General features: G+C 37.1%; 20 protein-coding genes and 1 pseudogene. 12 read left to right on the top strand and 9 right to left on the bottom strand.

Annotated features, from left to right (window positions below; translation table 11 throughout):
* The 3 genes and pseudogenes from HCO57_RS05410 to HCO57_RS05400 form a co-directional block, all read right to left on the bottom strand.
* Positions 1 to 1,152 (bottom strand): annotated as a pseudogene (locus HCO57_RS05410) (hypothetical protein); the annotation flags it as partial.
* 154 nt (positions 1,153 to 1,306) lie between these two features.
* Complete coding sequence (locus tag HCO57_RS05405) at positions 1,307 to 2,479, bottom strand: gliding motility-associated C-terminal domain-containing protein (protein WP_167988196.1); 1,173 nt, start codon at positions 2,477 to 2,479, stop codon at positions 1,307 to 1,309.
* A gap of 4 nt (positions 2,480 to 2,483) precedes the next feature.
* Positions 2,484 to 6,638 (bottom strand): hypothetical protein, encoded by a 4,155-nt coding sequence (locus HCO57_RS05400; protein ID WP_167988195.1) that lies wholly within the window; start codon positions 6,636 to 6,638, stop codon positions 2,484 to 2,486.
* 235 nt (positions 6,639 to 6,873) lie between these two features.
* Between HCO57_RS05400 and HCO57_RS05395 the strand changes: the two genes are divergently transcribed.
* From HCO57_RS05395 to HCO57_RS05370, 6 genes are all read left to right on the top strand, one after another.
* Positions 6,874 to 7,620, top strand: a complete 747-nt coding sequence (locus HCO57_RS05395) for a hypothetical protein (protein ID WP_136951727.1) — start codon at positions 6,874 to 6,876, stop codon at positions 7,618 to 7,620.
* A gap of 19 nt (positions 7,621 to 7,639) precedes the next feature.
* Positions 7,640 to 8,377 (top strand): carboxypeptidase-like regulatory domain-containing protein, encoded by a 738-nt coding sequence (locus tag HCO57_RS05390; RefSeq protein ID WP_245167545.1) that lies wholly within the window; start codon positions 7,640 to 7,642, stop codon positions 8,375 to 8,377.
* 79 nt (positions 8,378 to 8,456) lie between these two features.
* Positions 8,457 to 8,966 carry a DUF6702 family protein gene (locus HCO57_RS05385; protein WP_167988193.1) on the top strand — a complete coding sequence of 170 codons (510 nt, stop codon included), beginning with the start codon at positions 8,457 to 8,459 and terminating at the stop codon, positions 8,964 to 8,966.
* A 57-nt stretch (positions 8,967 to 9,023) separates the two neighbouring features.
* Positions 9,024 to 11,345 (top strand): M1 family metallopeptidase, encoded by a 2,322-nt coding sequence (locus HCO57_RS05380; protein WP_136951724.1) that lies wholly within the window; start codon positions 9,024 to 9,026, stop codon positions 11,343 to 11,345.
* 85 nt (positions 11,346 to 11,430) lie between these two features.
* Positions 11,431 to 11,709: a twin-arginine translocase TatA/TatE family subunit gene (locus tag HCO57_RS05375; RefSeq protein ID WP_167988192.1), complete on the top strand. Its 279-nt coding sequence runs from the start codon at positions 11,431 to 11,433 to the stop codon at positions 11,707 to 11,709.
* Positions 11,710 to 11,712: 3 nt separating this feature from the next.
* Positions 11,713 to 12,291 carry a phosphatase PAP2 family protein gene (locus HCO57_RS05370; RefSeq protein WP_136951722.1) on the top strand — a complete coding sequence of 193 codons (579 nt, stop codon included), beginning with the start codon at positions 11,713 to 11,715 and terminating at the stop codon, positions 12,289 to 12,291.
* Here HCO57_RS05370 and HCO57_RS05365 read toward each other — a convergent pair.
* The gene (locus HCO57_RS05365) at positions 12,250 to 12,891 is read right to left on the bottom strand and encodes an O-methyltransferase (protein WP_167988191.1); all 642 of its coding nucleotides are present in this window, start codon (positions 12,889 to 12,891) and stop codon (positions 12,250 to 12,252) included. The two genes, HCO57_RS05370 and HCO57_RS05365, sit on opposite strands and share 42 nt — an antisense overlap.
* Positions 12,892 to 12,937: 46 nt before the next feature.
* Here HCO57_RS05365 and HCO57_RS05360 point away from each other — a divergent pair, with 46 nt between their 5' ends.
* Together HCO57_RS05360 and kynU are read left to right on the top strand one after the other, a co-directional pair.
* On the top strand, positions 12,938 to 13,408 hold the full coding sequence (locus tag HCO57_RS05360; RefSeq protein ID WP_167988190.1) for a GNAT family N-acetyltransferase: 471 nt from the start codon (positions 12,938 to 12,940) through the stop codon (positions 13,406 to 13,408).
* A 6-nt stretch (positions 13,409 to 13,414) separates the two neighbouring features.
* Positions 13,415 to 14,683 (top strand): kynureninase, encoded by a 1,269-nt coding sequence (gene kynU, locus HCO57_RS05355; protein ID WP_167988189.1) that lies wholly within the window; start codon positions 13,415 to 13,417, stop codon positions 14,681 to 14,683.
* A 2-nt stretch (positions 14,684 to 14,685) separates the two neighbouring features.
* On the opposite strand, the gene HCO57_RS05350 is transcribed toward kynU, so the two are convergent.
* Entirely contained in the window at positions 14,686 to 15,525 is an 840-nt protein-coding gene (locus tag HCO57_RS05350) for a helix-turn-helix domain-containing protein (protein ID WP_167988188.1), read from the bottom strand.
* 130 nt (positions 15,526 to 15,655) lie between these two features.
* On the opposite strand from HCO57_RS05350, the gene HCO57_RS05345 reads away from it, so the two are divergent.
* Positions 15,656 to 16,801 (top strand): MFS transporter, encoded by a 1,146-nt coding sequence (locus tag HCO57_RS05345; protein WP_136951717.1) that lies wholly within the window; start codon positions 15,656 to 15,658, stop codon positions 16,799 to 16,801.
* Here the strand turns inward: HCO57_RS05345 and HCO57_RS05340 are convergent.
* Both HCO57_RS05340 and HCO57_RS05335 read right to left on the bottom strand, forming a co-directional pair.
* Positions 16,798 to 17,973, bottom strand: a complete 1,176-nt coding sequence (locus HCO57_RS05340; protein ID WP_167988187.1) for a carboxypeptidase-like regulatory domain-containing protein — start codon at positions 17,971 to 17,973, stop codon at positions 16,798 to 16,800. The genes HCO57_RS05345 and HCO57_RS05340 overlap by 4 nt on opposite strands.
* A 6-nt stretch (positions 17,974 to 17,979) precedes the next feature.
* The gene (locus HCO57_RS05335) at positions 17,980 to 18,696 is read right to left on the bottom strand and encodes a hypothetical protein (protein WP_167988186.1); all 717 of its coding nucleotides are present in this window, start codon (positions 18,694 to 18,696) and stop codon (positions 17,980 to 17,982) included.
* A 92-nt stretch (positions 18,697 to 18,788) separates the two neighbouring features.
* On the opposite strand from HCO57_RS05335, the gene HCO57_RS05330 reads away from it, so the two are divergent.
* From HCO57_RS05330 to HCO57_RS05320, 3 genes are read left to right on the top strand one after another with little or no spacing between them, the layout of a single operon-like run.
* Complete coding sequence (locus HCO57_RS05330) at positions 18,789 to 19,391, top strand: RNA polymerase sigma factor (RefSeq protein ID WP_317171135.1); 603 nt, start codon at positions 18,789 to 18,791, stop codon at positions 19,389 to 19,391.
* 6 nt (positions 19,392 to 19,397) lie between these two features.
* Positions 19,398 to 19,586, top strand: a complete 189-nt coding sequence (locus tag HCO57_RS05325) for a hypothetical protein (protein WP_136951713.1) — start codon at positions 19,398 to 19,400, stop codon at positions 19,584 to 19,586.
* 30 nt (positions 19,587 to 19,616) lie between these two features.
* Positions 19,617 to 20,435, top strand: coding sequence for a mechanosensitive ion channel family protein (locus HCO57_RS05320; protein ID WP_136951712.1), 819 nt, complete (start codon positions 19,617 to 19,619; stop codon positions 20,433 to 20,435).
* 28 nt (positions 20,436 to 20,463) lie between these two features.
* Here the strand turns inward: HCO57_RS05320 and HCO57_RS05315 are convergent, their stop codons facing one another.
* Complete coding sequence (locus tag HCO57_RS05315) at positions 20,464 to 22,491, bottom strand: OmpA family protein (protein ID WP_167988184.1); 2,028 nt, start codon at positions 22,489 to 22,491, stop codon at positions 20,464 to 20,466.
* 1 nt (position 22,492) lies between these two features.
* Positions 22,493 to 23,401, bottom strand: coding sequence for a type IX secretion system membrane protein PorP/SprF (locus HCO57_RS05310; protein WP_167988183.1), 909 nt, complete (start codon positions 23,399 to 23,401; stop codon positions 22,493 to 22,495).
* Positions 23,402 to 23,503: the final 102 nt, after the last annotated feature.

Genomic DNA, 23,503 nt, shown 5'->3' with positions numbered 1-23,503 from the left:
ATCTGCAGGCACATTGGTCAAATCATTAAAACTACCACTAAAATCGTCTGTACTGTCAATATCTAAGTTTACGGGAACACCAGTTAAGTCGGCAAAAGCCCCGCTAAAATCGTCGGTGGAATCGGTATCTAAATTGGCAGGGATACCCGTAATGTTAGCCCAAGCCGGAGTTATGGTCGTATTATTGACGGAAAACTCAGTACCTACAAGATTAAGACCAGCACCTGCAGTGTATGTCGTATCATCATCACCATCAGCAATATCTGCAGGCACATTGGTCAAATCATTAAAACTACCACTAAAATCGTCTGTACTGTCAATATCTAAGTTTACGGGAACACCAGTTAAGTCGGCAAAAGCCCCACTAAAATCGTCTGTAGAATCCGTATCTAAGTTTGCAGGGATACCCGTAATGTTAGCCCAAGCTGGAGTAATGGTTGTATTGTTAACCGAAAACTCGGTACCCACAAGATTAAGACCAGCACCTGCAGTGTATGTCGTATCATCATCACCATCAGCAATATCTGCAGGCACATTGGTCAAATCATCAAAACTACCACTAAAATCGTCTGTACTGTCAATGTCTAGGTTTATGGGAACGCCAGTTAAGTCGGTGAATGCTCCACTAAAGTCGTCCGTAGAATCGGTATCTAAATTGGTTGGGATATCTGTCAAATCAGCATAGCTTCCAGAAAAACTGTTGCCAGATAGTGCAAGTATTGTTTTTTCTCCCAATTCGTTTGTATAGGTGAACTCATTAGGCCCTGTAGCTTCTAAGGTGCTTATATTTTGTGCTTCACCATAAAAAGTGGTTTCTACACCAGAGGCGCTGGTAAATGTAAACGTACCATCTAAGTTGTCAGTCAATGCTGCAGCAGGACCATTGGAAGTTCCATCACATAAATTGTCCCATGCCGTACCATTAAAATAATGCACACATTGGGTATCTGTATTATAAACTAAAGCTCCGTTTAATGGAAAGATAGCATTCATTTGCTGATTGCTAACCCGGGTTAATACTAAAGCTTTGGTAGTACTCTCTAATTCTAATAAAGAGGAGGCATCTATCGTAGTGATATCCTCACCAATTTTAACTTGAGCAAATGATGATAAGCTAACAAGAACAAGCAATAACGGTATTATTTTCTTCATTGCAGATGGTATTTTGATGTATTTAGACTGAAAAAATAGGTCTTACATCGATGTAATGAAGAAAATATGTTGTAAAAAGAAGTGTTATTCTTACAAAATAAGAAGAACTTGTGGTAAGCTTTTTAAATGTTGCTTTATCTTGCTAGAGTATAGATTATCGTTTTAAGTAGAAAAAGCCTTGGTAGTTTAAATCCATATCTGGTAAGGATACGGTGTAGTAATAAATATCATCTGGTAGACCTTCTTCTCTTTTGATGACAAAATTATCTATATTAGAAAACCCATTAAACTCGTTATTTAAATAGTTCTCTTTGGTATATACTTTCTGTCCAAATCGGTTATAGATATGTAGCACATTGCTGCCTTCTATTTGGTCCCAATCGTCAAAAGACAATACATCATTAATCCCATCCCCGTTGGGCGAAACAAAATAGTTTCCTAACGTTGGGTAATTGGTAGCAAAAGTATCTGTCGGTATAGGTGTGGTGCCAAAGGTGATGGCTTCAAAATCATTTGGAATAAAACTATTAGATACTAAAAAGCCTTCGTTTAAATTTCCGCTTGTGGCGCTATTACCAATGATTGTCCAACGACCAGCAGCTTTTGACCATCCTACCAAAACAATATCTTCTACTTCCGTGGCCATAGCAGCTAGTTGACTTCTGGTGTTCCAACTTACGGTAACAGTAGATGAAATAGCTCCTTTTAAAATCCAAAACTCAGTGGTGGACACATCACCTATATCATTAACTGTATTATTGGTGTCTAATGAAAAATCTACGCTAATAGGTGCGGTTGGGTTTTCTAATAGATATGCACAACTTGCTGTACTATTAACACCATTAGAGTTTATTAATAGAGGACGCAGTTGCTCTTGATCCCCTACAGGGAAAGAAAAGTCTGCTTTATCTTTTATTTCTGCAAAACCATCTACAAAACTGGAATTACTCTCTCCATTAAAAAAGGCATCTACTAAAAAAGAAGCTGTAATGGTGGGGTCTGTATGTGGGGTAAATAGCTGGCCGCTAATAAAGTTTAGGTTATTACGTATAATTAATGGGGTTTGTAAAACCAATCCAGCATCATTGGCTAATTCAAAATCGAATGTATTGAATGGATTACTCCCGGTAAAGCTATACAATTGGTTTCCATATGCACCAAGCAAGCTAAAGTTATCTGCTTGTATAGTGCCATTGTTGTTGGCATTGGTGTGGATGCCTACTGCTGCACCTGCATGCAATTGTAAATTACCCGTATTGTTAAGAGCGGTTTGGGAGCATCCCGTACTAGCCCATAATAGCGCTCCAATAAGTGACCATTTATGCATAGGATTACTTTTTTAGGTCTAACAATACAGCTTTTATCTGTGCCATGTCTTTTTTAAGACTTTCTACCTCTTGGTGTAGGGCTTTTTTTTCTGCCTCTAAACGTTGTATCTTTTTTTCTTGGGCTATAGTATGCAAAAACAGCTCTTCTATTTTTTCTAGGTTTTGCAGGTTAGATTGGCTTAAGTTCCAAACCCCATTAGCTTGTGCTTCCTTAGCAGAGGTTACCCCCGGTAAATGGTGGTTTTCTTTTACAAAGCGTTCTATTTGTGCTAAACTTTTAAACTCATAGTCTGCTTTAAGCGAAGAGCTGCCTAAAAAGTGCTTTTGGAATACGTAGTCGGGTATTGGTTGAATGGTATTTGTTACAGATTGAAAGACTCCTCCTTCAGCTCTTATGTTACCCACTACGTGAAGCTTTTCTTCCGGTGCTGTGGTTCCGATGCCTACATTGCCATTATTTTTAATGGTCATTACTGCGTCTGCTATATCTGGCACTGTATTATCACCTGCTTGATTTTGCAAGAAGTGAAAATCACCTCTGGCATAGCCTGGAGTTGCAAAATTTCTTTGATATACCAAAGCTCCTTTACCCCAAGTTCCTTGTTGTTCAGTAGAGAATAGTATACCTGTTGAGTTATTATTGCCGTCTGCAGCTCTATAATTTGTTAGTTGTAATGCATAACCTAGACCGGGGGCATTGTCTGCTATTTGAACTTTTGCATGATTGGTTTCTTTTCCAAAATTTTGATCTATGCCAATGAACAATGCACCGTATTTAGTTCCTGTATTACTCCCATTAGCAGATCTTTTATCAGCTCTCCAATAGAATCCTTGGCCACCATTTATATTTACGGCTTCTTCCCAACCGTCTCCTGTAGCATTTACAAAGGGGATGCTGTATTGGTTTAACCCGCTTGGAATAGCTGCATTATCTGACCAAACTACGTCTCCATCTCCATTTTTAGATAATATTTGACCATCAGTACCTACGTTTCCATCATTATCGGTTAAGGTGCCGTCTAACTGTAAATTTTGATTTACTATGACGTTTTGGGTAGCATCAATAAGCATGGCTTCATTCGTTCCGGTCACGAAACCTAAATTGTCTGGGCTTGGGTTATAAATACCAGTATTTGCATCTTCAGAAAAACGATAAGTAGGAGTGTTATTTGAACCATTACTTGCGCCTCTAAATCCAGTCGCCCTTATTAAGCCATCTACTTGTAATTTGCTTTCTGGTGTATTTGTGCCTACCCCAAGTCTATCGTTAGCATTATCCCAGAAAAGTTGTGCATTTTCATCTGTAACAGTACCGTCTGTATCTGCAAAGAATATTGAGCCTTCAGTACCAGATACAGTAGCGGTTGCAAGGGCAGCGTCTATACCGTTTAAGTGGCTTAGCACATTGGTGCCTCCTATTGGGGCATAATTTGTTGGGTTAGCACCAACAACAACAACTTCATCTGCATTTTGGTCATCTGAGCTAATTGCGGCAATAGCGTTCAATGCACCTTGCACGGTAGTTTCATTGTTTAGGTCTCCGTCAAAATCGGTAGGGGTAGCCAACAGTACTTCAGAATCGTTCTGGTCATCCGAGCTAATTGCGGCAATGGCGTTCAATGCACCTTGCACGGTAGTTTCATTGTTTAGGTCTCCGTCAAAATCGGTAGGGGTAGCCAACAGTACTTCAGAATCGTTCTGGTCATCCGAGCTAATTGCGGCAATGGCGTTCAATGCACCCTGTACTGTAGTCTCATTGTTAAGGTCTCCGTCAAAATCGGTAGGGGTAGCCAATAATACTTCAGAATCGTTTTGGTCATCCGAGCTAATTGCGGCAATAGCGTTTAATGCACCTTGTACTGTAGTCTCATTGTTTAGGTCTCCGTCAAAATCGGTAGGGGTAGCCAACAGTACTTCAGAATCGTTCTGGTCATCCGAGCTAATTGCGGCAATGGCGTTCAATGCACCCTGTACTGTAGTCTCATTGTTAAGGTCTCCGTCAAAATCGGTAGGGGTAGCCAATAATACTTCAGAATCGTTTTGGTCATCCGAGCTAATTGCGGCAATAGCGTTTAATGCACCTTGTACTGTAGTTTCATTGTTTAGGTCTCCATCAAAATCAGTAGGGGTGGCCAACAGTACTTCAAAATCGTTTTGGTTATCCGTATTCACCGTATGGTTTAAGTCAGATATTTGAGCCTCCGTAATAGTTAACTGTGTTTCATCAATGTCAATATCAATTTCATTATTAGCTACATCATCGGTTATAATTATCTTGTTAGAACCAGCATTGATACTTCTAAATTCCAAATCTGCTCCATTTTTTTGAATAAAAGTTGGAACACCTGCTGTTCCTTGATTGGAGCCAGTGTTTACTTCACCACCACCCGTTAAAATTGCCGCATCCAACTCATCTTTCAATTGTTGAAGAGCCAGTTGTGCATTTGCACCATTTATAGTTAGATACGTTGTAAATGGAACTTCTGTAGCAGTTTGATTATCCAAAAATGGAGTAAGGTCAATTGGAGTGCCACCATTTGTAAGTGTTAATAAATTACCTGGCTCAAGTGTTAATTGTTGTTCATCTGTATTGGCACCGCCTAAGATTGGTGTAAGATCAACACCAATTCCGCCAGAAATATTAAGAGTGTTACCTGCAAGACTAAGGTCTTGCTCATCCGTATTTGCTAAACCATCTAAGTTTACAGAACCGTTAAACCCACCATTGTTACCTGTAAATTCTAATTCGTTAGCAGCATTCAGCTCAACGTTGGTGATAACACCATCTGCACCTCCGGCCAAGGTAAGTCCGTCTACATCGCCCTGCAATTCGGCCAGAGCGTCTTGTACATTAATAGCATCTAGGTTGGTAATTGCGGCGGCATCTACGGCTACGTTGGCTGCGGTATTATCTTGCCAATTTACTAAACCACCATTGGCAATTAGTACTTGCCCATCTGTGCCTGCACTTAATTTTTCTGGGGTTACATTACCATTGGCAATGTCCGCTGTTTGTACTTCACCGTCTAAAATTTTGTCTGTAGTTATACCGTCATTGGCAACACTAATAGCTGTTGCATCCCCGTCCCCCACAATAGTAGTACCATCTGTAGTGACCGCAATAACTGCAGGGTCTTGCCAATTGGCCACGGAACCATCAGAAACTAATATTTGGCCCGCCGTCCCTGCACTTAGTTTTTCTGGAGTAACATTGCCGTCTAAAATTTTGGTAGTAGTTATGGCATTATCCGTTATGGTAAGTTCTCCCAAATTGTCTAAGTTGGCATCACCAGAAATACTAACGCTTTGTGCTGTATTAGCTGCATCACCCACAAAAATAGTTCCATCTGCTAGCGTGCTTAAACCTGTTGCTAAGTTGTCTACATAATTTTTGGTAGCAGCATCTTGCAAGTTGGTAGGGTCAGCAAGGTTTGTAATGCTTTGACCACCAAGGTCAACAGCTGCATTTGCGGCGCCAAAACCGCTTATGGGAATATTGGCCTTGTCTAATTTATTATCTGTTACGCTACCATCTGCTAGGTCTGCAGCAAGGATGGTGCCGTCTTCTATTTTATCTGTAGTTACTGCATTTAATGCCAAAACTCTGTTAGTTACTGCTTCACTATTTAAACTGCGACCTTCAATAGTTTCATCTGCTATCTTGCTTCCTAAGATAGAATTGTTGGCAATAAGACTACCTGGAACCTGAAAAATTTCAAAATTGTAATTATCACCATCTTGTGTAATTACTATGGTTTGTGCTTGTCTTGGTTCCGTAGGTACTGTTGTAAAATTAGGATTTATTGCGCCACTTAGAGAAACTCTTAGTTCCGTTCCGTCACTGTCTGTAAGCACTAAATCATTTTCTAATAGTTCAAAACTAGTATTTGTTGTGTTTTGGCACAGACTCTCCCATTCTGTTCCAGTGTAATGAAATACACAAGCCTCATCTGTATTAAATACTAATGCTCCACGTAAGGGAGTCATTCCCTGCATCTGACTATTATTTACCCTAGAGATTACTAAGGCTTTATCTGTGCTTTCTAATTCTAAGAGTGAAAAAGCATTAATATTTTGTGGGTTGTTGCCAATTTTAACCTGTGCTAAGGTTGTGGCCACTCCAAATACAACTAATAAAGAAGTAACTAATAATTTCATTGTGGAACTTTTTTCATATAGATTTTAGGCAAAAACAAAAATAGACGTAAATCTTAGTCTGCATGCTTTTCTACGGTAAAATACCAATGACTTAGGTGAAAGGATAATCTTACGTGGAAATTCAGTTTGATTTGTCTAATAAATTCAAGAAACTAATTTATTAACAAAAGTTTAGATGTGACTAATTTTATTTTAATTATCTAAACCACTTTCTTTAACACCACAATACATTGTTATGCTAAGAAAATACGCTTTACTGATATTAATCACCATGGCATTATTGCCTGCACAAGCTCAGGAGGCTACCCGCCAATGGTTACGCGGACAGGTGATCTACCGTGGCACCAACGTGGTGAATGAGAACGTTATAAATACCAACAGCCAAAAAGCAACCATTACTGATGAAGGCGGACGCTTTGCCATTGAGGTAAAGGTGGGCGACCAGCTGGTGTTTACAGCCGTAAATTACCAATTAGAGGTGGTGTTAATAACGCAAGAGATGTTGAACAATGGCCGTTTAGTGGTAGAGGTAGAAGAAAAGGTTACCGAGTTAGATGAGGTTATTGTAGGGCCAGAGAATTCAGAACAATATGTTAAGTTAAAGAATGAAGAATTTCAGGAATACGAATATGAAATAGACCGTACCACAGAAGTAGAGAATGTGGCGCAATCCCAGATTGAAAGAGGCATGAAAGATGGCATAAATTTTGTCAATATTTTTAAAGCCATCTTTAATGCTAAAAATCAAGAAACAGGTGAGGGTACACCCTTAAAAGTAAGTGAGGTGTTACGCCATGTGTATGATGATGAGTTTTTTGTGGTAGACTTGGGCTTGCCCCAAAAACAAATAGATGCTTTTTTGGTGTATTGTGATGATAAAATACCATCCCAATCCCTGTTAAAGAAAGAGAATGAATTTCAGCTTATCGACTTTTTGGTTACCCAAAGCAAGAACTTTAAAGCAGAAACTGCTAAAAACTAGTGTATTTACCCTCTTGGTAATGTGGGTAACTACCGTTACTGCACAAGAGAAGACCTTAAATGGAAGGGTTATTGCAGAACAAGAAGATGTTACTGGGGTAACCATACAAAACCTGCGTTCCCAAAAAGCAACGATTACCGACTTTGATGGCAACTTTTCTATTGCGGTTAAAGAAGACGATACTTTGGTGTTCTCTTCCGTGCAACTAAAACGTAAAGTTGTGTCAGTTAATAAGTTGCTAATGAATACTTCTTACGTTACCGTGCCCATGGAGCCCTTTGTAAATGAGCTTAGAGAGGTGGTGGTTAGACCTTTTGGCTTGTCTGGCGATTTAAGTAAAGATGTAGGTACGCTCAATACTAAAGTAGTAGATAAATATTCATTGGGCTTGCCTAATGCAAACGCCGTATTTCCTAGTCAGAGCGAACGTTTACTGAAGGAAGCTACATCTGGAGGAGCTGGTGTTCCCCTTAATCCAATACTTAATTGGATAACGGGTCGGACTAAGATGCTCAAAAACAGAGTAGCCATCGACAAACGTTTTGCTAGAACAGAGCGAATCAAGGAAATGTATATTGATAGTATATTCCAAACGGAATTTAAGATACCCACTAATAAGGTAAACGATTTTATGTATTTCTGTGAAGTAGACCCAGAATTTCAGCAATTGGTAGCGCGTAAAGACCAATTAAAATTATGGGCTTATATGCAGCGTAAAAGTGCAATATATAGAGAAAATAACGGTATCCAAGAGTAGTAAGATATTTGTAGATTTAGAACACGTATCTTGCCATCAATCATCAAAAAAAAACTAATAATCTAAGATGAATATTAACATGAGAACAAAAAGATTAGTATTGCCACTTTTGGTTTTAGTAGCGCTTATCGGAATGTCTTTTGCGCACAAATTTTACGTAAGTGTCACTAATATTAATCACTCAGAAAAGGATAACGCTTTACAAATTACCACGCGTATTTTTATAGATGATTTAGAAAATGTGTTGAAAGAACGTTATGGGATTAAAGGTGAATTAGCGACCCAAAAAGAAAACCCGCTAGTAGAGGAATACTTAGAGAAGTATTTACGAACTAAGTTTTTAATTGATATTGATGGTCACCAAGTAACCTACAAGTATTTGGGTAAAAAGTACGATGCAGATGTAGCTATATGTTATATAGAAGTTACCGATGTTAACTTAGACTCTCACACATCGCTCACGGTGACGAATGAAATACTGACAGATTTGTTTGATGACCAAAAAAATTTGGTTCATGTAAAATGGAAAGACCAAAAGAAAAGCTTTGTCCTAATAAAGTCAGATACTAAAGGAATGTTAAAACTCTGATGCTGCCTAAGCTAATGAGTAAAAAGCAGTATTTTTCAAACTTAAAACTGACAAAAAATGAATAAACTCAAGTATGGTTTTGCTAGCCTACTTTTTATGCTTGCCTTTGTAGGTATAGCACAAGAAAGTGAGGAAAAGCAAGAACGTGAACCCGGCCATTACAACCAAAGCCGATTTAAACAACTTTACGAAGAATTCTCCACACCAAACAGCTATCGTTCTGCATCTGGTGCCCCAGGACCTGCCTATTACCAACAGCAGGCAGACTACAAGATGGACATTACTTTAGATGACAAGAATGCAAAAATTTACGGAGAAGAAACAATTACTTACACCAATAACTCTCCAGACAATTTGGAGTTTTTATGGGTACAATTAGATCAAAACGTACGTGCCAAAGATTCTAAATCTCCGTTAAGAAATGGTAGCGGCGTAAATTTTGCTTACACTCCTGGTAATTTTGCAGAAAGCTTTGTAACGGAACCTTTTGATGGTGGTTTTAATATAGATTGGGTAAAAGATGCCAACGGTAAGCCATTATCTTATACAATTAACCAAACCATGATGCGTATAAATATTCCGCAGGCCCTTAAAAGTGGCGAGAATATATCTTTTAGCATTAAGTGGTGGTACAATATTCCAGACCATACCGTAAATCGTGCGCGTTCTGGTTACGAGTATTTTCCTAAAGATGGTAACCGTGCTTATGTAATCGCACAGTTTTTCCCTAGAATGGCGGTATATTCAGACGTAGAAGGATGGCAAAACCATCAATTTTGGGGTAGCGGTGAATTTGCATTGCCATTTGGTAATTATGAAGTAAATATCACAGTACCAGAAGACCATGTGCTAGATGCTACTGGGGTTTTGCAAAACAGAAAAGAGGTATTTACCAAAGAAATGATGAAGCGTTACGAACAAGCTAAAAAATCTTATGATAAGCCTGTTATCATCGTAACTCAAGCAGAAGCAGAAGCCAAAGAAGGTAGCTTTGCAGAAAAAACTAAAACTTGGAAGTTTAAAACGGAACCAGGTAAAATGGTACGTGATTTTGGTTTTGCAACTTCCAGAAAGTTTATTTGGGATATGCAAGCCGTAAAATTGGCGAACCGTGATGTAATGGCGGTTTCTATGTACCCAAAAGAAGGCAACCCGTTGTGGGAAGACTTTTCTACTAAAGCAGTTGTGCAAACTTTACATACCTACTCTAAGCATACTTTTGATTATCCTTACCATAAGGCTATTTCTGTACATGCCAAAAACCAAGGTATGGAATACCCTATGATTTGCTGGAATTATGGTAGACCAAATGAAGATGGTACGTATTCTGATAGAACTAAATATGGGATGATTAGTGTGATTATACATGAGGTTGGTCACAACTTTTTTCCAATGATTGTAAATTCTGATGAGCGTCAGTGGGGTTGGATGGATGAAGGTTTAGATACCTTTATGCAGTATTTGGCAGAGCAAGAATACGGTAAAAATTATCCGCAAGATGTTGCTCCAAATGATAATTACCCTTCTAGAAGAGGTGCGCCAGAAAAAATTGTACCGTACATGGCAGGAGACCAAAAATACATTTCTCCAATCATGTCTAACCCAGAAAACGTTTATCAATTAGGTCCTAATGCCTATGCTAAGCCAGCTACAGCATTAAATATTCTAAGAGAAACCGTAATGGGTAAGGAGTTATTTGATCATGCATTTAAAACTTACGCACAACGTTGGATGTTTAAACATCCATCGCCAGAAGATTTTTTTAGAACTATGGAAGATGCCTCTGCGGTAGATTTAGATTGGTTCTGGAGAAGCTGGTTCTACACTACAGATTATGTAGATATTGGGGTAGGTGGTGTTAAAAAATACTATGTATCTAACAAAGTTACCAAGCAAATGCAAGAATACATGGATGCTCGTGGTTTAACAGAGGCAGACTTGCCACCACTAGTTTATTTAGCAGATGCAGAGAGTGAAGAAATGGATAGCAACCTTAAGGATAAAGCTCCTTCAGAAATTTCTAAAAACTTGAAAGAGTTTATGATGGATAATATGACGGAAGCGGAACGTGCTCAAGTAAAAGAGCCTAAATATTTTTATGAGGTGACCTTTACGAAGCCAGGTGGTATACCAATGCCGTTAATTGTAGAGTATACGTATGCAGATGGTAGCAAGGAAAATGTTACCTATCCACCAGAAATTTGGAGAAAGAATGATGCAGAAGTAAAGCGTGTATTGTCTTCTCAAAAAGAATTGGTAGGTATAGTTGTAGATCCTAAGTTAGAAACTGCAGATATAGATACTACTAATAACGCTTGGCCACAAAAAGACGAGAAGTCAGATTTTGATCAATTTAAAGAAAAAGTAAGAGGAGAATAATTTCCACTTAAAATAATGTATAAAGGCTCAATGATTTCATTGGGCCTTTTTATTTTTGCTGCTTAGTTCTCTTTATATTTGTATCATGCATGTGTTATTTATTAGCGGAGCGGAGATATTTTTTATCATGTTTATCGTGGTCATGGTATTTGGCGCGGATAAGATTCCAGGTATAGCAAAAGGATTGGGCAAGGGAATGCGCCAATTAAGAGATGCAACCGATGATATTAAGAGAGAAATACAAAAAAGTGCGGAAAACCATGGCATGGATGCCGATTTTACTAAGGATATTAAAAAAGAGATAGACGAGGTAAAGAAAAATGTAGATGAGGTAACCGGTGCCATAAAGCGAAGCGGAAAATAGTTTATGTTAGAAAAGCTTTTAGAATGGGATAGGGATGTGTTTGTGTATTTAAATGGCTTGGGAGTGGACCGTTATGATGGTTTTTGGTCTGCTATCACAGATATTAAAACATGGACACCTTTATTCATTTTCTTTTTTATTCTGATGTTTTTAAAGTACGATAAAAAGGAAGCATTTTTAAAAACAATAACCGTGCTTTTATTAGTGCTTTTTATTACTACAGTTACGGATTTAACCAAAGAAACAGTTGCACGTTTAAGGCCCAATAATGATGAGGCAATTAATACGATAATTAGAATATTAAGAAAGCCATCGGATTATAGTTTTTTCTCTGGGCACGCTTCTAGCTCTTTTTCTATTACCACTTTAGTATTTTTATTTCTTAGAAAGTTTTATAACTGGACTATACTGTTTTACATCTGGCCAATTCTATTTTGTTTTAGCAGAATTTTTGTTGGGGTGCATTTTCCTATAGACATTTTAGTTGGGGCACTTGTAGGTACGTTTTCTGCTTGGTTGTTTTACCGAGTTCACAATATATTACTTAACGCGGCTCAGCGTAAGGCCGTCTCTAACGGATAACAATACAGTTTCTACACGCGGGTCCGTCGCTAACTTTTTGTTATACTCTAATAATACTTGAGTAGCTTTATCAGATTTTTTAACTGGCTCTACCACCTTACCAGACCACAAAACATTATCTGATAGTATTACACTACCTGGTCTGCATTTTTGTAACGCGGCTTCAAAGTAGGCATCATATTGTTTTTTTTCTGCATCAATAAAAACCAAATCAAATACCTCTTCCAAATGGGGGATAATATCTAAAGCATCCCCTACGTGTTGTGTTATGGAAGCCTCATTTCCACTAAGTTTGTAATATTTTTGCTGTATGCTATACAGTTCTTCATTAACATCAATAGTATGTAAATGTCCATCCTTGGATAAGCCTTCTGCAAGGCAAATAGCAGAATAGCCAGTGTAAGTGCCTATTTCCAAAATTCGTTTAGGACTAATTAATTTAGAGAATAAACTTAAGACACGGCCTTGATAATGCCCAGTTAGCATACGGGGTTGTATAACTTTAATATGGGTTTCTCGCCTTAAATCTTGGAGGACTTGTGGTTCTGGAGCCGAGTTATCAGCAATATAGTTTTCCAATACAGAAGATAGAAAATGCATGCAATCGTTTTGGCAAAATTAGCCAAATAAGGGTTAATTTTAGGCAATGGAAAACGTTATTCTTAGAGATGCAAAACTAGAAGACCTTGTAATCTTAAAACAATTTGAGCAAGAATTAATTGCGGCAGAACGCCCCTTTGATTCCACCATAAAACCAGATCCTATATCTTATTACGATTTGGAAGCCTACATTAAGAGAGAAGATGTAAAAGTAGTAGTTGCAGAGGTAGAGGGGCAAATTGTATCCTCTGGTTACGCATTGCCTAAAAAGGCTAGACATTATTTGGACCATGAGGCGTACGCCTATTTGGGATTTATGTACACTTTACCTGCATTTAGAGGTAAAGGCTTAAATGCACAAATAATGCACGAGTTGAAAGCATGGGCAAAAATGCAAGGTTTGCTAGAGCTGCGTTTAACCGTGTACCAAGAAAATAGCCCTGCGGTGAACGCTTATAAAAAAAGCGGTTTTGCTAGCCACATTAATGAAATGAGACTACGATTAAAAGAAGATTAAAAAGCTATGAAGTTTAAAAATACATTGGAGTTTGCACAAGAATTAGATGCAAATGACCCACTAAAATCTTATAGAGCCCACTTTACTTATCCTAAGGTAAACCATAAGGAAGTTATTTACTTTACAGGTAATTCTTTGGGCTTGCAACCTAAATTGGCCACAGATTATGTAGATGATGTAATGCAAGATTGGGCGCAGTTGGCTGTAGAAGGACATTTTTATGCAGAAAAGCCTTGGTGGGATTACCATGAACGTTTGGCGAAACCTTTAGCAAAAGTGGTTGGGGCAAGACCAGAAGAGGTTTCTGTGATGAATACGTTAACGGTAAATCTACATTTTTTACTCGTTAGTTTTTATAGACCTACTGCAAAACGCTTTAAAATTATTTGTGAGGAGAAAGCTTTTCCTTCTGATCAATATTTATTGCAGAGTCAGGTTAAATTTCATGGATATAATCCTGCAGATACCATTGTAGAGGTAAAGAAAAGAGAAGGAGAACATGCATGGCGTACAGAAGATGTTATAGCAAAAATTAATGAAGTTGGGGATGAGCTGGCTTTGGTCCTTATCGGCGGAGTAAATTACTACAACGGACAGGTTTTTGATATGGCAGAAATAACCAAAGCAGGGAAAGCACAAGGTGCTTTTGTAGGTTGGGATTTGGCACATGCCGTTGGTAATGTAGCATTGCATTTACACGATTGGCAAGTAGATTTTGCTGCTTGGTGTAGCTACAAATACATGAATAGTGGTCCGGGTAATGCATCTGGAATTTTTGTGAACGAAAAGTATTTAGACACCAAAGCTATTCCAAGGTTTGAAGGGTGGTGGGGTAACAAAAAAGAAACTCGCTTTTTAATGAAACCCGAGTTTGAACCCATTGCTACTGCAGATGCCTGGCAAGTAAGTAACCCTCCTGTTTTATCTTTGGCGCCTTACCTTGCTTCCTTACAGTTGTTTGAAGAGGTAGGTATGGAAGCGCTTTTAGCAAAACAGAAGACGCTAACAGCGTATTTGGAGTTTATTCTAACCGAAGTGGACAAGCAGGTAGAAAGTACTTTTGAAATTATTACTCCCGAAGCTCGTGGATGCCAACTTTCGGTTTTTCTACATGGAGAAGGTAGAGAGTTGTTCGATTATTTGATGAAAAACGGCGTAATTGTGGATTGGAGAGAACCCAATGTGATCAGATTAGCGCCGGCTCCTTTTTATTGCTCTTATGAGGACATGTATAATTTTGGCGAAATATTAAAAGCAGGAATACTGGGCAAATAGAGTCATGGAATCTTGGTTGGCGAATAGCCAAATTGTTTTTTAAATTCTTTGCTAAAGTAAGAAGGACTGTTAAAGCCTGTTTGGTACATAGCCTCTTTAACAGAAATTGGTTGTTTCTGGAGTAATTCGTTTGCTTTTTTAAGGCGATAGGTATTTAGAAATTTTTTAAAATTTTGTGCTGTCATCTTTTTAAAAAATCGGCAGAAAGAATTTGGAGACATCCCTAATAATTGTCCCATTTCTGCATTACTGATGGGTTGTTGATAATGTTTGTTTACATGATTAAAAATCAACTCTAATTGTTTTACATTACGCAGGTTGGTATTTGCAGAAGTTTCAAAAGGAGATAAAATTTTTTGTGGTTCTGCTTTAGAAAGTATATTGAATATGCTTAACAAGCTTAATAATCGTTCTGTGCTATCTTGGCCTAACATCGCCTTAAAATAGGGTGCTACCATAGCATGCGTTGCATCAGAATATAGTAATGCGGATTGCAAAGAGAGCAGCATTTTACTGATAGCTTTAAATTCTGGAAAAGATATTATTTGCTCTTTTGCAAACGCAGCATCAAATTGTATGACCGTTTCAGTATTATTGGGATAGTCATAATTACTAAAATCTTCGTGCGGAATATGACCTCCAACTAAAATGAGTAATCCGTTTGTGTAGGTGGTTTCTGTAGTTCCAATATGTATTTTTTTTGAACCATTTTTGATATAAACTAATTCCAATTCTGGATGGATATGCCATCCAACAGAATTGCAACCATTATCAATGGTGTAATGGGCGTATTTTATGGAGGCGCCAATATTTGGTTTAATGGCTTCTACTATGGGTTTCATAGTATAAAATTAGCTATTTGTGTTTTGCAGTAAGATGTTTAGGAATATATTGTTATAGAAGTGGTGAGATAATTTACAAACTTCTGTTTTTAAATAGATAATCTTTGTAAGAGTTTAATTGCAACACCTTATGAAATCACTAAGACTCATACTTTCTAATCCAAGATATTTAGCTCCCGCTCTTGTTTTTGCTAGCCTAAATATTTGGTTTGGTACTTGGGCCATTTACATACCTACGGTAAAGGAAATGCTAGCTATTGGTAAGGCAGATTTAGGATTTGCTTTGTTTTTTTTGTCATTAGGGGTGTTTAGTGTATTTCCTATAGCCTCTAAACTGGTTGCTAGACTTGGAGTAGGTAGGGCTACTTGGGTTTCTATTCTATGTTCTAGTTTATTTGCGATGTTTCCCCTAATTGCACCAAATTATGGTCTGCTATGTATTGCGTTATTTTTTTTAGGGGCAAGCAATGGGTTTACAGATATAGCAATGAATACCTTGGTGACAGAAATTGAAAAAAAAGATGGAATTCGTATAATGTCAGCAGCCCATGGATTTTACAGTCTAGGTGGTATTTTAGTAGGACTTACTAGTTTTTTAATTCCGATAATTCCGCATCCTATGTATCATATGTTAGGGAGTGTAGTCCTTATTTTATGGGTAAGTTATAACATGCGTAAGCATTATATTCATATTACTGCTGCTACTAAAAACAATCAAACTTTTAATATAAAAATGTTTAAACCTTTATTTCTATTAGGTTTAGTTGCATTTGTTAGTATGGGCAGTGAAGGTGCTATTGTAGATTGGAGTGGGTTGTATCTGAAAGAAATAACCCTTGCGCCAACATACTTAATAGGTGCTGGTTTTTTAGCATTCTCCGCAACCATGACTTTAGGGCGATTTTTAGGAGACGGTATAAGCGAGTCTCTGGGGTCTTACAAGTTATTAATGTTAGGGGCAATTTTATGTATCCTTGGTTTTGTACTCGTATTAACAACAACAACTATTTTAGCTATTATAGGCTTTGGATTTGCAGGGCTTGGTTTTTCTGCTATGGTGCCAGAATTATTTAGAATAGGAGGTAAGGTAAATAGTGTCCCCTCTAGTCAAGGAGTAGCATTGATTGCAGGTTGTGGATATCTAGGTTTTTTATCTGGCCCGGTGTTGCTGGGGTATTTAGCAGAGACTTTTAATCTAAAATTTAGTTTTACACTACTTCTGTGTTGTGCGGTGTTAGTGTTCCTGATAGCTTTTACCAAGCGAAAAACCGATTAGTCAAGATTTGTTTTTACCTTAAATTCAACAGCTTTAGCTTGCATATTCATTATAAATATTTCCATTTCCTTAGTTAACAAGAGATATTCTTGGTTTTTCCAGAAAGCAGCGTCATAGTTTTTTTTAAGTTTAAAAATATCTCTAGTAGCACTTACATTTTTCTTAAACTTTTTGGTGTTAAATGGATTATAGTTACTCAATATAAATTCAGCTTCAAACAGTGTTTTTGTGTCTGTTCTAGTATCTATACATTCCACAATCTGTCTTTGCTTTGCTTTTTTTAACGTATAAAGATGGGTGTTTGTGTCTGGTTCAAAATATACTTCTACAAAGTGCTCCAAAGTTTTGTATTTTAACCAATTATCAGTGCTGTAGGGAGCTTTATTCTGATTTTTAGTGATTGTTTGTTTTAATTGAAATTTTTCAATTGCGTTATTTTTGAGGTTAATAATGTAATGCCCTTCTGTTTTAGTAGTGTCTGCATTTTTAGAAGCATATTCATACCTTAATCTATCTCCGCTTTCAAAAGGAATCTTTTTGAAATTATGTGCTTTTTCTACAGCCTTTATCCGGGCAAAATTGGTAAGTATTCCATAAAAAGTTGGAAAAATAAAATAGATATTACTAGTGTCTTTAACCATGCCAACCTTGCGCATATGGTTTAATTGCACCTGGTAATCTTTAGTAGTTAGTTGAATTTCTTTGTTGTACAATAACGTTTTACGCCACAGATTACCTTGCATATCTTGGATGCGTACTAACTTTCCATTTCGTCTCAATGTAGCGCGCAAAAAGAAATTTTCTTGGTAGGGTTTAAATTGGTAATTGACCTTAATACTGTCCCTTATTTTTTGGAACATTGTTTTTAGGTTGCTTACTGTAACACCTTCTAGTTCTAGCGCTTGGTTTTTTAAATAAACGGTATCCTTTAGTTGAGCAAAACTAAGTTTCTTAATCTCATATCCGAGTAACTTAAACTGTATGCTATCTGCATAACTGTTGATAAAATAACGGCCATCCGCATTAGAAAGGGTATAATCGCCAGTGGTATAGATATTTACAAACTCTAAGGGTTGTTTTGTTTGTTGGTCTAAAATAACGCCAAGTTTTTGGTTTTGGGAAAAGCCTAAATAACCAAAAAATAGCACAATTAACAGCGTAGAAGATTTCATAAAAAATTACTCATCAAGTGCTGTGCCATTTACTTTTATTCCATCAAAATAGAGTTTAAAATCTTTAGACGCACCTTTATATTCTTGTGCAATTTTAATACCGTTTTGTTCTTTATAATTTTCCCAAGTGGTACTCATGCTGGGTTTTTCTTGATTTCCTTCTCTAAAAGTCCATTCACGAATAATTAAGTCGTCTCCAAAATAAAAATCATAGGCATCACCTGGAGTGTAGCCACCTTTATTCCCATATACTACAGTGAGTTTTTGCATAGGATGTTTGCCAATTGGGGTGGTATCTAAGACTTTGTGGGTATAAGTATAGTTCTTACGGTCCCATACCAAATTAAAGGGTGCTAATAACCAAAATTTATCATTGATAAAACCAGCATTGGTTTTATAGGCAACACTATCCATGGATTTTCGGTTATAGGTTAAACTATCGGTACCATTAATGTGGGTTACTGTGTTTTGTTTTATATTCCAAATCCAGCTTCTCTGAAAATGTTTTTCATTACGATCAACATTAAAAGTAAAAGCCAGTTGATCAATAGTTTTCCAGTTTTCAAAGCCATGTGCTACAGCTATTTTTTCTGGTAAGGTTAGGTGTTTTTCCTCTATTTCCGGAGCTTCAGGAATAGTTTCTTCTGTTTTTGAAGTGTTGTTCTTACAACTAATAATTAAAAAGCAAATAACAACAAACAGCGTACCAATACCGTATTTCATAGCTTAATTTTTGTTTAAAGATACCCAGTATTAACTATATTGCCGATTATTTTAAAAAAATCTAAGTGACTTTTCTTAAACGCTTGTTTCTCATACTTATAAACCAAACCAGAAATGGTAGTGGTAGAGAAGATGCGTATAAGGATTTGAGTGACGAAGAACTAGTAGCTAAAATTGTAGCCAATAATGACACCTTGTTATTTGGAGTATTGTATGATCGTTATGTTAAAATGGTCTACAACAAATGTTACGGTTTTGCCCGTTCTGATGACGAAGCGGAAGATTTGACCCAAGATATTTTTTTGATGCTTTTTGTAAAATTAGCTTCTTTTAAGGGCAAGTCTAAATTTTCTACCTGGTTGTATTCTTTTACGTATAACTTTTGTGTTAATTATGTAAATAGAGACAAACAACGGAAGATGAGTGACCAATCCGTGGCAATGGAAGACACGGAGTATAAATTAGCACAAGACGATGTGCCAGACGAAAGTATCTACGAACTTAAGGCTAACAAATTAGCCAAAGCTTTAGAAATGATTAGTCCAGAAAATAAATCAATCTTACTCTTAAAGTACCAAGATGGTGCGTCTGTTAAGGAGTTGAGTGATTTGTTAGAGCTTGGAGAAAGTGCCGTAAAAATGAGATTAAAACGGGCTAAGACCAAGCTTTTAGAAATTTATAATACCTTAGGATAAGATAAAATGGCAGACCAAACAGATAACCCTTTTAAACAGCTTAACCGCAATTTGCGGGAGGTTCCTCCTGAGATGCGGAAAAAGGTTATGAATGATATTGCCATTGCAAAACTTATTCTAGATATGGCCGTTTTAGTAAGCTCTAATTATGCCTCTGTAATTTCTGGGATGATACGGACTAATAAACGTAAGTAAACCAATCAACATTCAATTTATATACAACTCATGGAAAAATATAAAAAAGTACTAGAGGATAGCTTATCCGATATTTTCTCCAGTGCGGTGCAACTATTACCAAAGATAGTATTGGGGATTTTAGGGCTCATTTTTGCTTGGCTAGTGGTTAAGGTAATCATGTTCATTCTAAAGAAAGTACTTAAAGCAGCGAAAATAGATGCGCTTTCTCAAAAAGTTACAGAGGCTAATTTTTTTGGAGATAAAGAAGTTAAAGTAGATTTAGCAAAAATTATACTAGGTATTGTAAAAGTACTTTTAATTTTAATGTTTGCGACCGTCATTTCTGAAGTGTTAGGGCTTAAAGCTGTATCTGATGGAATTGTCGCAATTTTTGCCTATTTACCAACCTTATTTAGCGCGCTTTTAATTTTAGCTGCTGGCTTGTATATCGCCACCACTGTAAAAAAAGCTACTTTGGCTTTGTTTGATTCTATGGGTGTAGGCGGTTCAAAATTTATTAGCAATACGCTTTTTTATCTTATCGCCTTTTTTGTATCGATTACGGCATTAAACCAAGCAGGCATACAGACTGATATAATCACCAGTAATTTCACCTTAATTTTAGGAGCCTTTTTAGCTGCAGCAGCTTTAGGCTTTGGTTTGGGTTCAAGGGAGGTTTTTGCAGATGTTCTTAAAATGTTTTACGCCAGAAAAACCTATATGGTAGGGGATAAAGTGATAGTAGGTAAATTAGAAGGTGTTATTGTCGCTATAGACAATATGTCTATGACTTTAAAAACCGAAGAGGGTAAAGTAGTACTCCCTATAAAGGAAGTGGTGGAAAAGAAAGTAATTATTATAGAATAAAAAAAAGCCTCTTTTAAGAGGCTTTTTTTTATTTGGTTTTTGACTTTTTATCGGGCGTTGTAGGGTCTAAGGCTTTAAGATGGTCTGGTTTAAATATGTTAATTATCGGGAATTCAGACCTTCTATTTAATTCCAGTATTTCTGGAGGGCAATCCCACCTTGTTTTACAATCATTTACTGGCTGCCTTTTTCCATAGCCCTTGTAAGATAGTATGCGTTCGGCAGGCACTCCATTAGCTACCAAATACTCATAGGTGGCTTTTGCTCTAGCCTCAGATAGTTTATCATTATATTCATGACTACCAACGCCGTCTGTATGTGATTCTAGCTTAATTGTCATATAGGGATAGGTTTCTACCATCAATTTTACCACTTTATCCAATTCTTTAGCTGCATCTGGGCGTATGTAAGATTTATCAAAATCAAAATAAATTTTATCCAAGCCAGCTAATATTTTTACATCTAACACAGGTTCTAAATACACATCTTTTTGAACTTTTTTCTGCTTGTTGGGTAAATTGGTCAGGTTTAGGGTGACCTTCTTTTCTGGGTGGGTAATGCGGTTAAGAACCAATTTGTATTTGGAACCACGATTTACGAACATACGGTAGTAACCACGGCCATCTGTTTTTACTTGTTTGATGAAATTCCCTGTGTTGATATCCGTAAGTTTTACCACCACCGAATCGAGTGGGTTACCATTTACCGCATCGTATACAAAACCATCTACATATAAAGATGGTGTAAAATCGAATTTATAAATATCGTCACCTCCTTTACCACCATCTCTGTTAGAACTGATGTAGCCTTCCGTTCCATCTTCATTAGAGAAAAATGCAAAATCATCCTTTTCGCTATTCACCGGTTTTCCTAGGTTAATTACGTCTGTGACTTCACCATTTTCATCGGTAATTGTGGCAAATATGTCTAGCATTCCAAAACCCACGTGACCATCAGAGGCAAAGAACAGTTTACCTTCATTATTGATAAAGGGAAACATCTCATCACCTGCTGTATTGATGATTGGTCCTGCGTTAATGGGTTGACCTACTCCACCTCGTGGATGAATATCGCAATAATAGATATCCGTACCGCCATATCCTCCAGGCCTGTCTGATGCAAAGTATAACTTTGTCCTGTTCTCGTTGACAGATGGATGACCGGTGGAGTAGTGGTCTGCATTTATTTTTAGGTTTTTGGCTACGCGCCATTCTTCACCATCCTTTTCGGCGACAAATATTTTTAAGTTGTTTTGTTTTTGAACCAGATGTTTCTCCTTAATCTTTTTTACGTAGAAACCTTCTTTATCTTCAAAATAATTGTTTCGTGTAAAGTAGGCTATGGTGTCATTTTTATAATCGGTGGAAAAAACAATGGAGCTTTCGTGAAACTTAGAATTGATATCTCCTTTGATTCGTTGCGGAATGTATTCTGTCATCCGTTCAAAAGCACCACCTTCTTCTATAAAAAAGAGATCAAGCCATGGTTGGTTGTCCCAATCATAAACTCGTTCGTCATCAGAATCTGGGCGACTACTACTAAAGTAGATTGTATTTCCAAATTTTATAGCGCCAAAATCATTAAACTGACTATTGTATTTAACAGGTTGTATATCATAGCGTTCTCTACTGTTAAAAACAACAGATGCTAGATTACCATCTTTTAAAAAGCGGTCTATTAACTTATCATTCTTGTTTGTCTTTTTGTAAAGTTTTAACCACTCCGCAGCTTCTTTTTCCCTACCCACACTTTTAAGTGCCATGCCGTATTTAAAATAATGGCTGCTAGAGATACCAGATTTATGAATAAATCTTTCAAAATAGGGTATCGATTTTTCATAGTCTCTTTGCAATAAATAGCATTCTGCTAATCTTTTTTGCGCGTGTTCTATATCTATACCTTCTGTTACCATCTCTTCATATAAAGGAATGGCTTTTGCGTAAGAGAAGGTGCCAAAATATTTATCCGCTTTGCGCTGTAGTGGATGTTGAGCGTATATACTAGAAATACAGGCTACCAGTAGTAGCAGACTAAGTAGGTGCTTGTTAAAATTCATCTTAAAAGTATCTTGGGGAACGGTATAAATCTTCCTTCTTATTTAGTTTGGGTTCAAATATTAAAATCACCTCGTGTGTGCCACCAGTGTAGGGTCTGGTGAGGGAGGTTGGTAAATCATAGGCATAGCCTATTCTTAAATTTTTACTGATTTGATAATCTGCAAAAGCTCCAAAGTTAGAGGCATCGTTAAAGCGATAAGATGCACCTAGCCAGAATTTTTCGTAAAACAAAAAACTAGAGGTGACATCATAAGAAGCTGGTGCTCCATTGGTAAATTTTGTAATTACAGAAGGTCTAAATTTTATATCTAAAGATAGGTCTAGGACCAAACCGGCAATACCGTAGTAGCTGTTTCGTTCTAAAGCTTCAAACTCTCCTTCGTTTACATCTGTATTTAAAATTCTAGGGGCAGAAAAACCAACATACCATCTGTTGGTAGTTAGGTACATGCCCGCACCAAAATTAGGGTCCCAAACATTAAAATTCTGATTAAAGAAGGGGTCGTTTACATCAGGATTTGATAAATCGTATTTAGTGAAACCACCATTTAAACCAAACGAAAGTTTGGCTTCCCAGGATATTGGGATAGTGTACGAAAAATTACCATAAATAAACTGCGTACTTTGGTCTCCCAAATGGTCATTAATATAAGATAATCCTAGTGCTACTTTTTCATTACGCATAGGGGTATGCAAAGAAAATGTACTGGTTCTAGGGTTGCCTTCTAAACCGGCCCATTGGTTACGATGTAAAGCCGTAAAACTCAAACTCTCTCTACTACCCGCATAGGCAGGGTTAATAGAGGTTGTGTTGAACATGTATTGTGTAAATTGTGGTAACTGCTGTCCTTTTATATTAGAAAAGAAGAGCAGGCTCAATACAGTTATACCCTTAAAAATGGTATTCATAACACTCGTTGTTAGTTCTTTAATTTGTTAGGTTCGGGGGCATTGTGATAACAAAGAAACAGCATCTTATAACGAAAAACGAATTACACCGATTAATTGATT

This window comes from Croceivirga sp. JEA036 (assembly GCF_011882165.1).
Taxonomy (GTDB): Bacteria; Bacteroidota; Bacteroidia; order Flavobacteriales; family Flavobacteriaceae; genus Croceivirga.
The sequence above is the reverse complement of the archived record's forward strand: the minus strand, read 5'-3'. Positions and strand labels throughout refer to the sequence as shown.

Excerpts from the sequence above, each read along its gene's own strand:
- kynU (WP_167988189.1), top strand. The coding sequence starts at position 13,415 with ATGAAGTTTAAAAATACATTGGAGTTTGCACAAGAATTAGATGCAAAT.
- HCO57_RS05325 (WP_136951713.1), top strand. The coding sequence starts at position 19,398 with ATGGCAGACCAAACAGATAACCCTTTTAAACAGCTTAACCGCAATTTG.
- HCO57_RS05380 (WP_136951724.1), top strand. The coding sequence starts at position 9,024 with ATGAATAAACTCAAGTATGGTTTTGCTAGCCTACTTTTTATGCTTGCC.
- HCO57_RS05320 (WP_136951712.1), top strand. The coding sequence starts at position 19,617 with ATGGAAAAATATAAAAAAGTACTAGAGGATAGCTTATCCGATATTTTC.
- HCO57_RS05385 (WP_167988193.1), top strand. The coding sequence starts at position 8,457 with ATGAGAACAAAAAGATTAGTATTGCCACTTTTGGTTTTAGTAGCGCTT.
- HCO57_RS05310 (WP_167988183.1), bottom strand. The coding sequence starts at position 23,401 with ATGAATACCATTTTTAAGGGTATAACTGTATTGAGCCTGCTCTTCTTT.
- HCO57_RS05360 (WP_167988190.1), top strand. The coding sequence starts at position 12,938 with ATGGAAAACGTTATTCTTAGAGATGCAAAACTAGAAGACCTTGTAATC.
- HCO57_RS05345 (WP_136951717.1), top strand. The coding sequence starts at position 15,656 with ATGAAATCACTAAGACTCATACTTTCTAATCCAAGATATTTAGCTCCC.
- HCO57_RS05365 (WP_167988191.1), bottom strand. The coding sequence starts at position 12,891 with ATGCATTTTCTATCTTCTGTATTGGAAAACTATATTGCTGATAACTCG.
- HCO57_RS05405 (WP_167988196.1), bottom strand. The coding sequence starts at position 2,479 with ATGCATAAATGGTCACTTATTGGAGCGCTATTATGGGCTAGTACGGGA.
- HCO57_RS05395 (WP_136951727.1), top strand. The coding sequence starts at position 6,874 with ATGCTAAGAAAATACGCTTTACTGATATTAATCACCATGGCATTATTG.
- HCO57_RS05350 (WP_167988188.1), bottom strand. The coding sequence starts at position 15,525 with ATGAAACCCATAGTAGAAGCCATTAAACCAAATATTGGCGCCTCCATA.
- HCO57_RS05370 (WP_136951722.1), top strand. The coding sequence starts at position 11,713 with ATGTTAGAAAAGCTTTTAGAATGGGATAGGGATGTGTTTGTGTATTTA.
- HCO57_RS05375 (WP_167988192.1), top strand. The coding sequence starts at position 11,431 with ATGCATGTGTTATTTATTAGCGGAGCGGAGATATTTTTTATCATGTTT.
- HCO57_RS05390 (WP_245167545.1), top strand. The coding sequence starts at position 7,640 with ATGTGGGTAACTACCGTTACTGCACAAGAGAAGACCTTAAATGGAAGG.
- HCO57_RS05340 (WP_167988187.1), bottom strand. The coding sequence starts at position 17,973 with ATGAAATCTTCTACGCTGTTAATTGTGCTATTTTTTGGTTATTTAGGC.
- HCO57_RS05315 (WP_167988184.1), bottom strand. The coding sequence starts at position 22,491 with ATGAATTTTAACAAGCACCTACTTAGTCTGCTACTACTGGTAGCCTGT.
- HCO57_RS05400 (WP_167988195.1), bottom strand. The coding sequence starts at position 6,638 with ATGAAATTATTAGTTACTTCTTTATTAGTTGTATTTGGAGTGGCCACA.
- HCO57_RS05335 (WP_167988186.1), bottom strand. The coding sequence starts at position 18,696 with ATGAAATACGGTATTGGTACGCTGTTTGTTGTTATTTGCTTTTTAATT.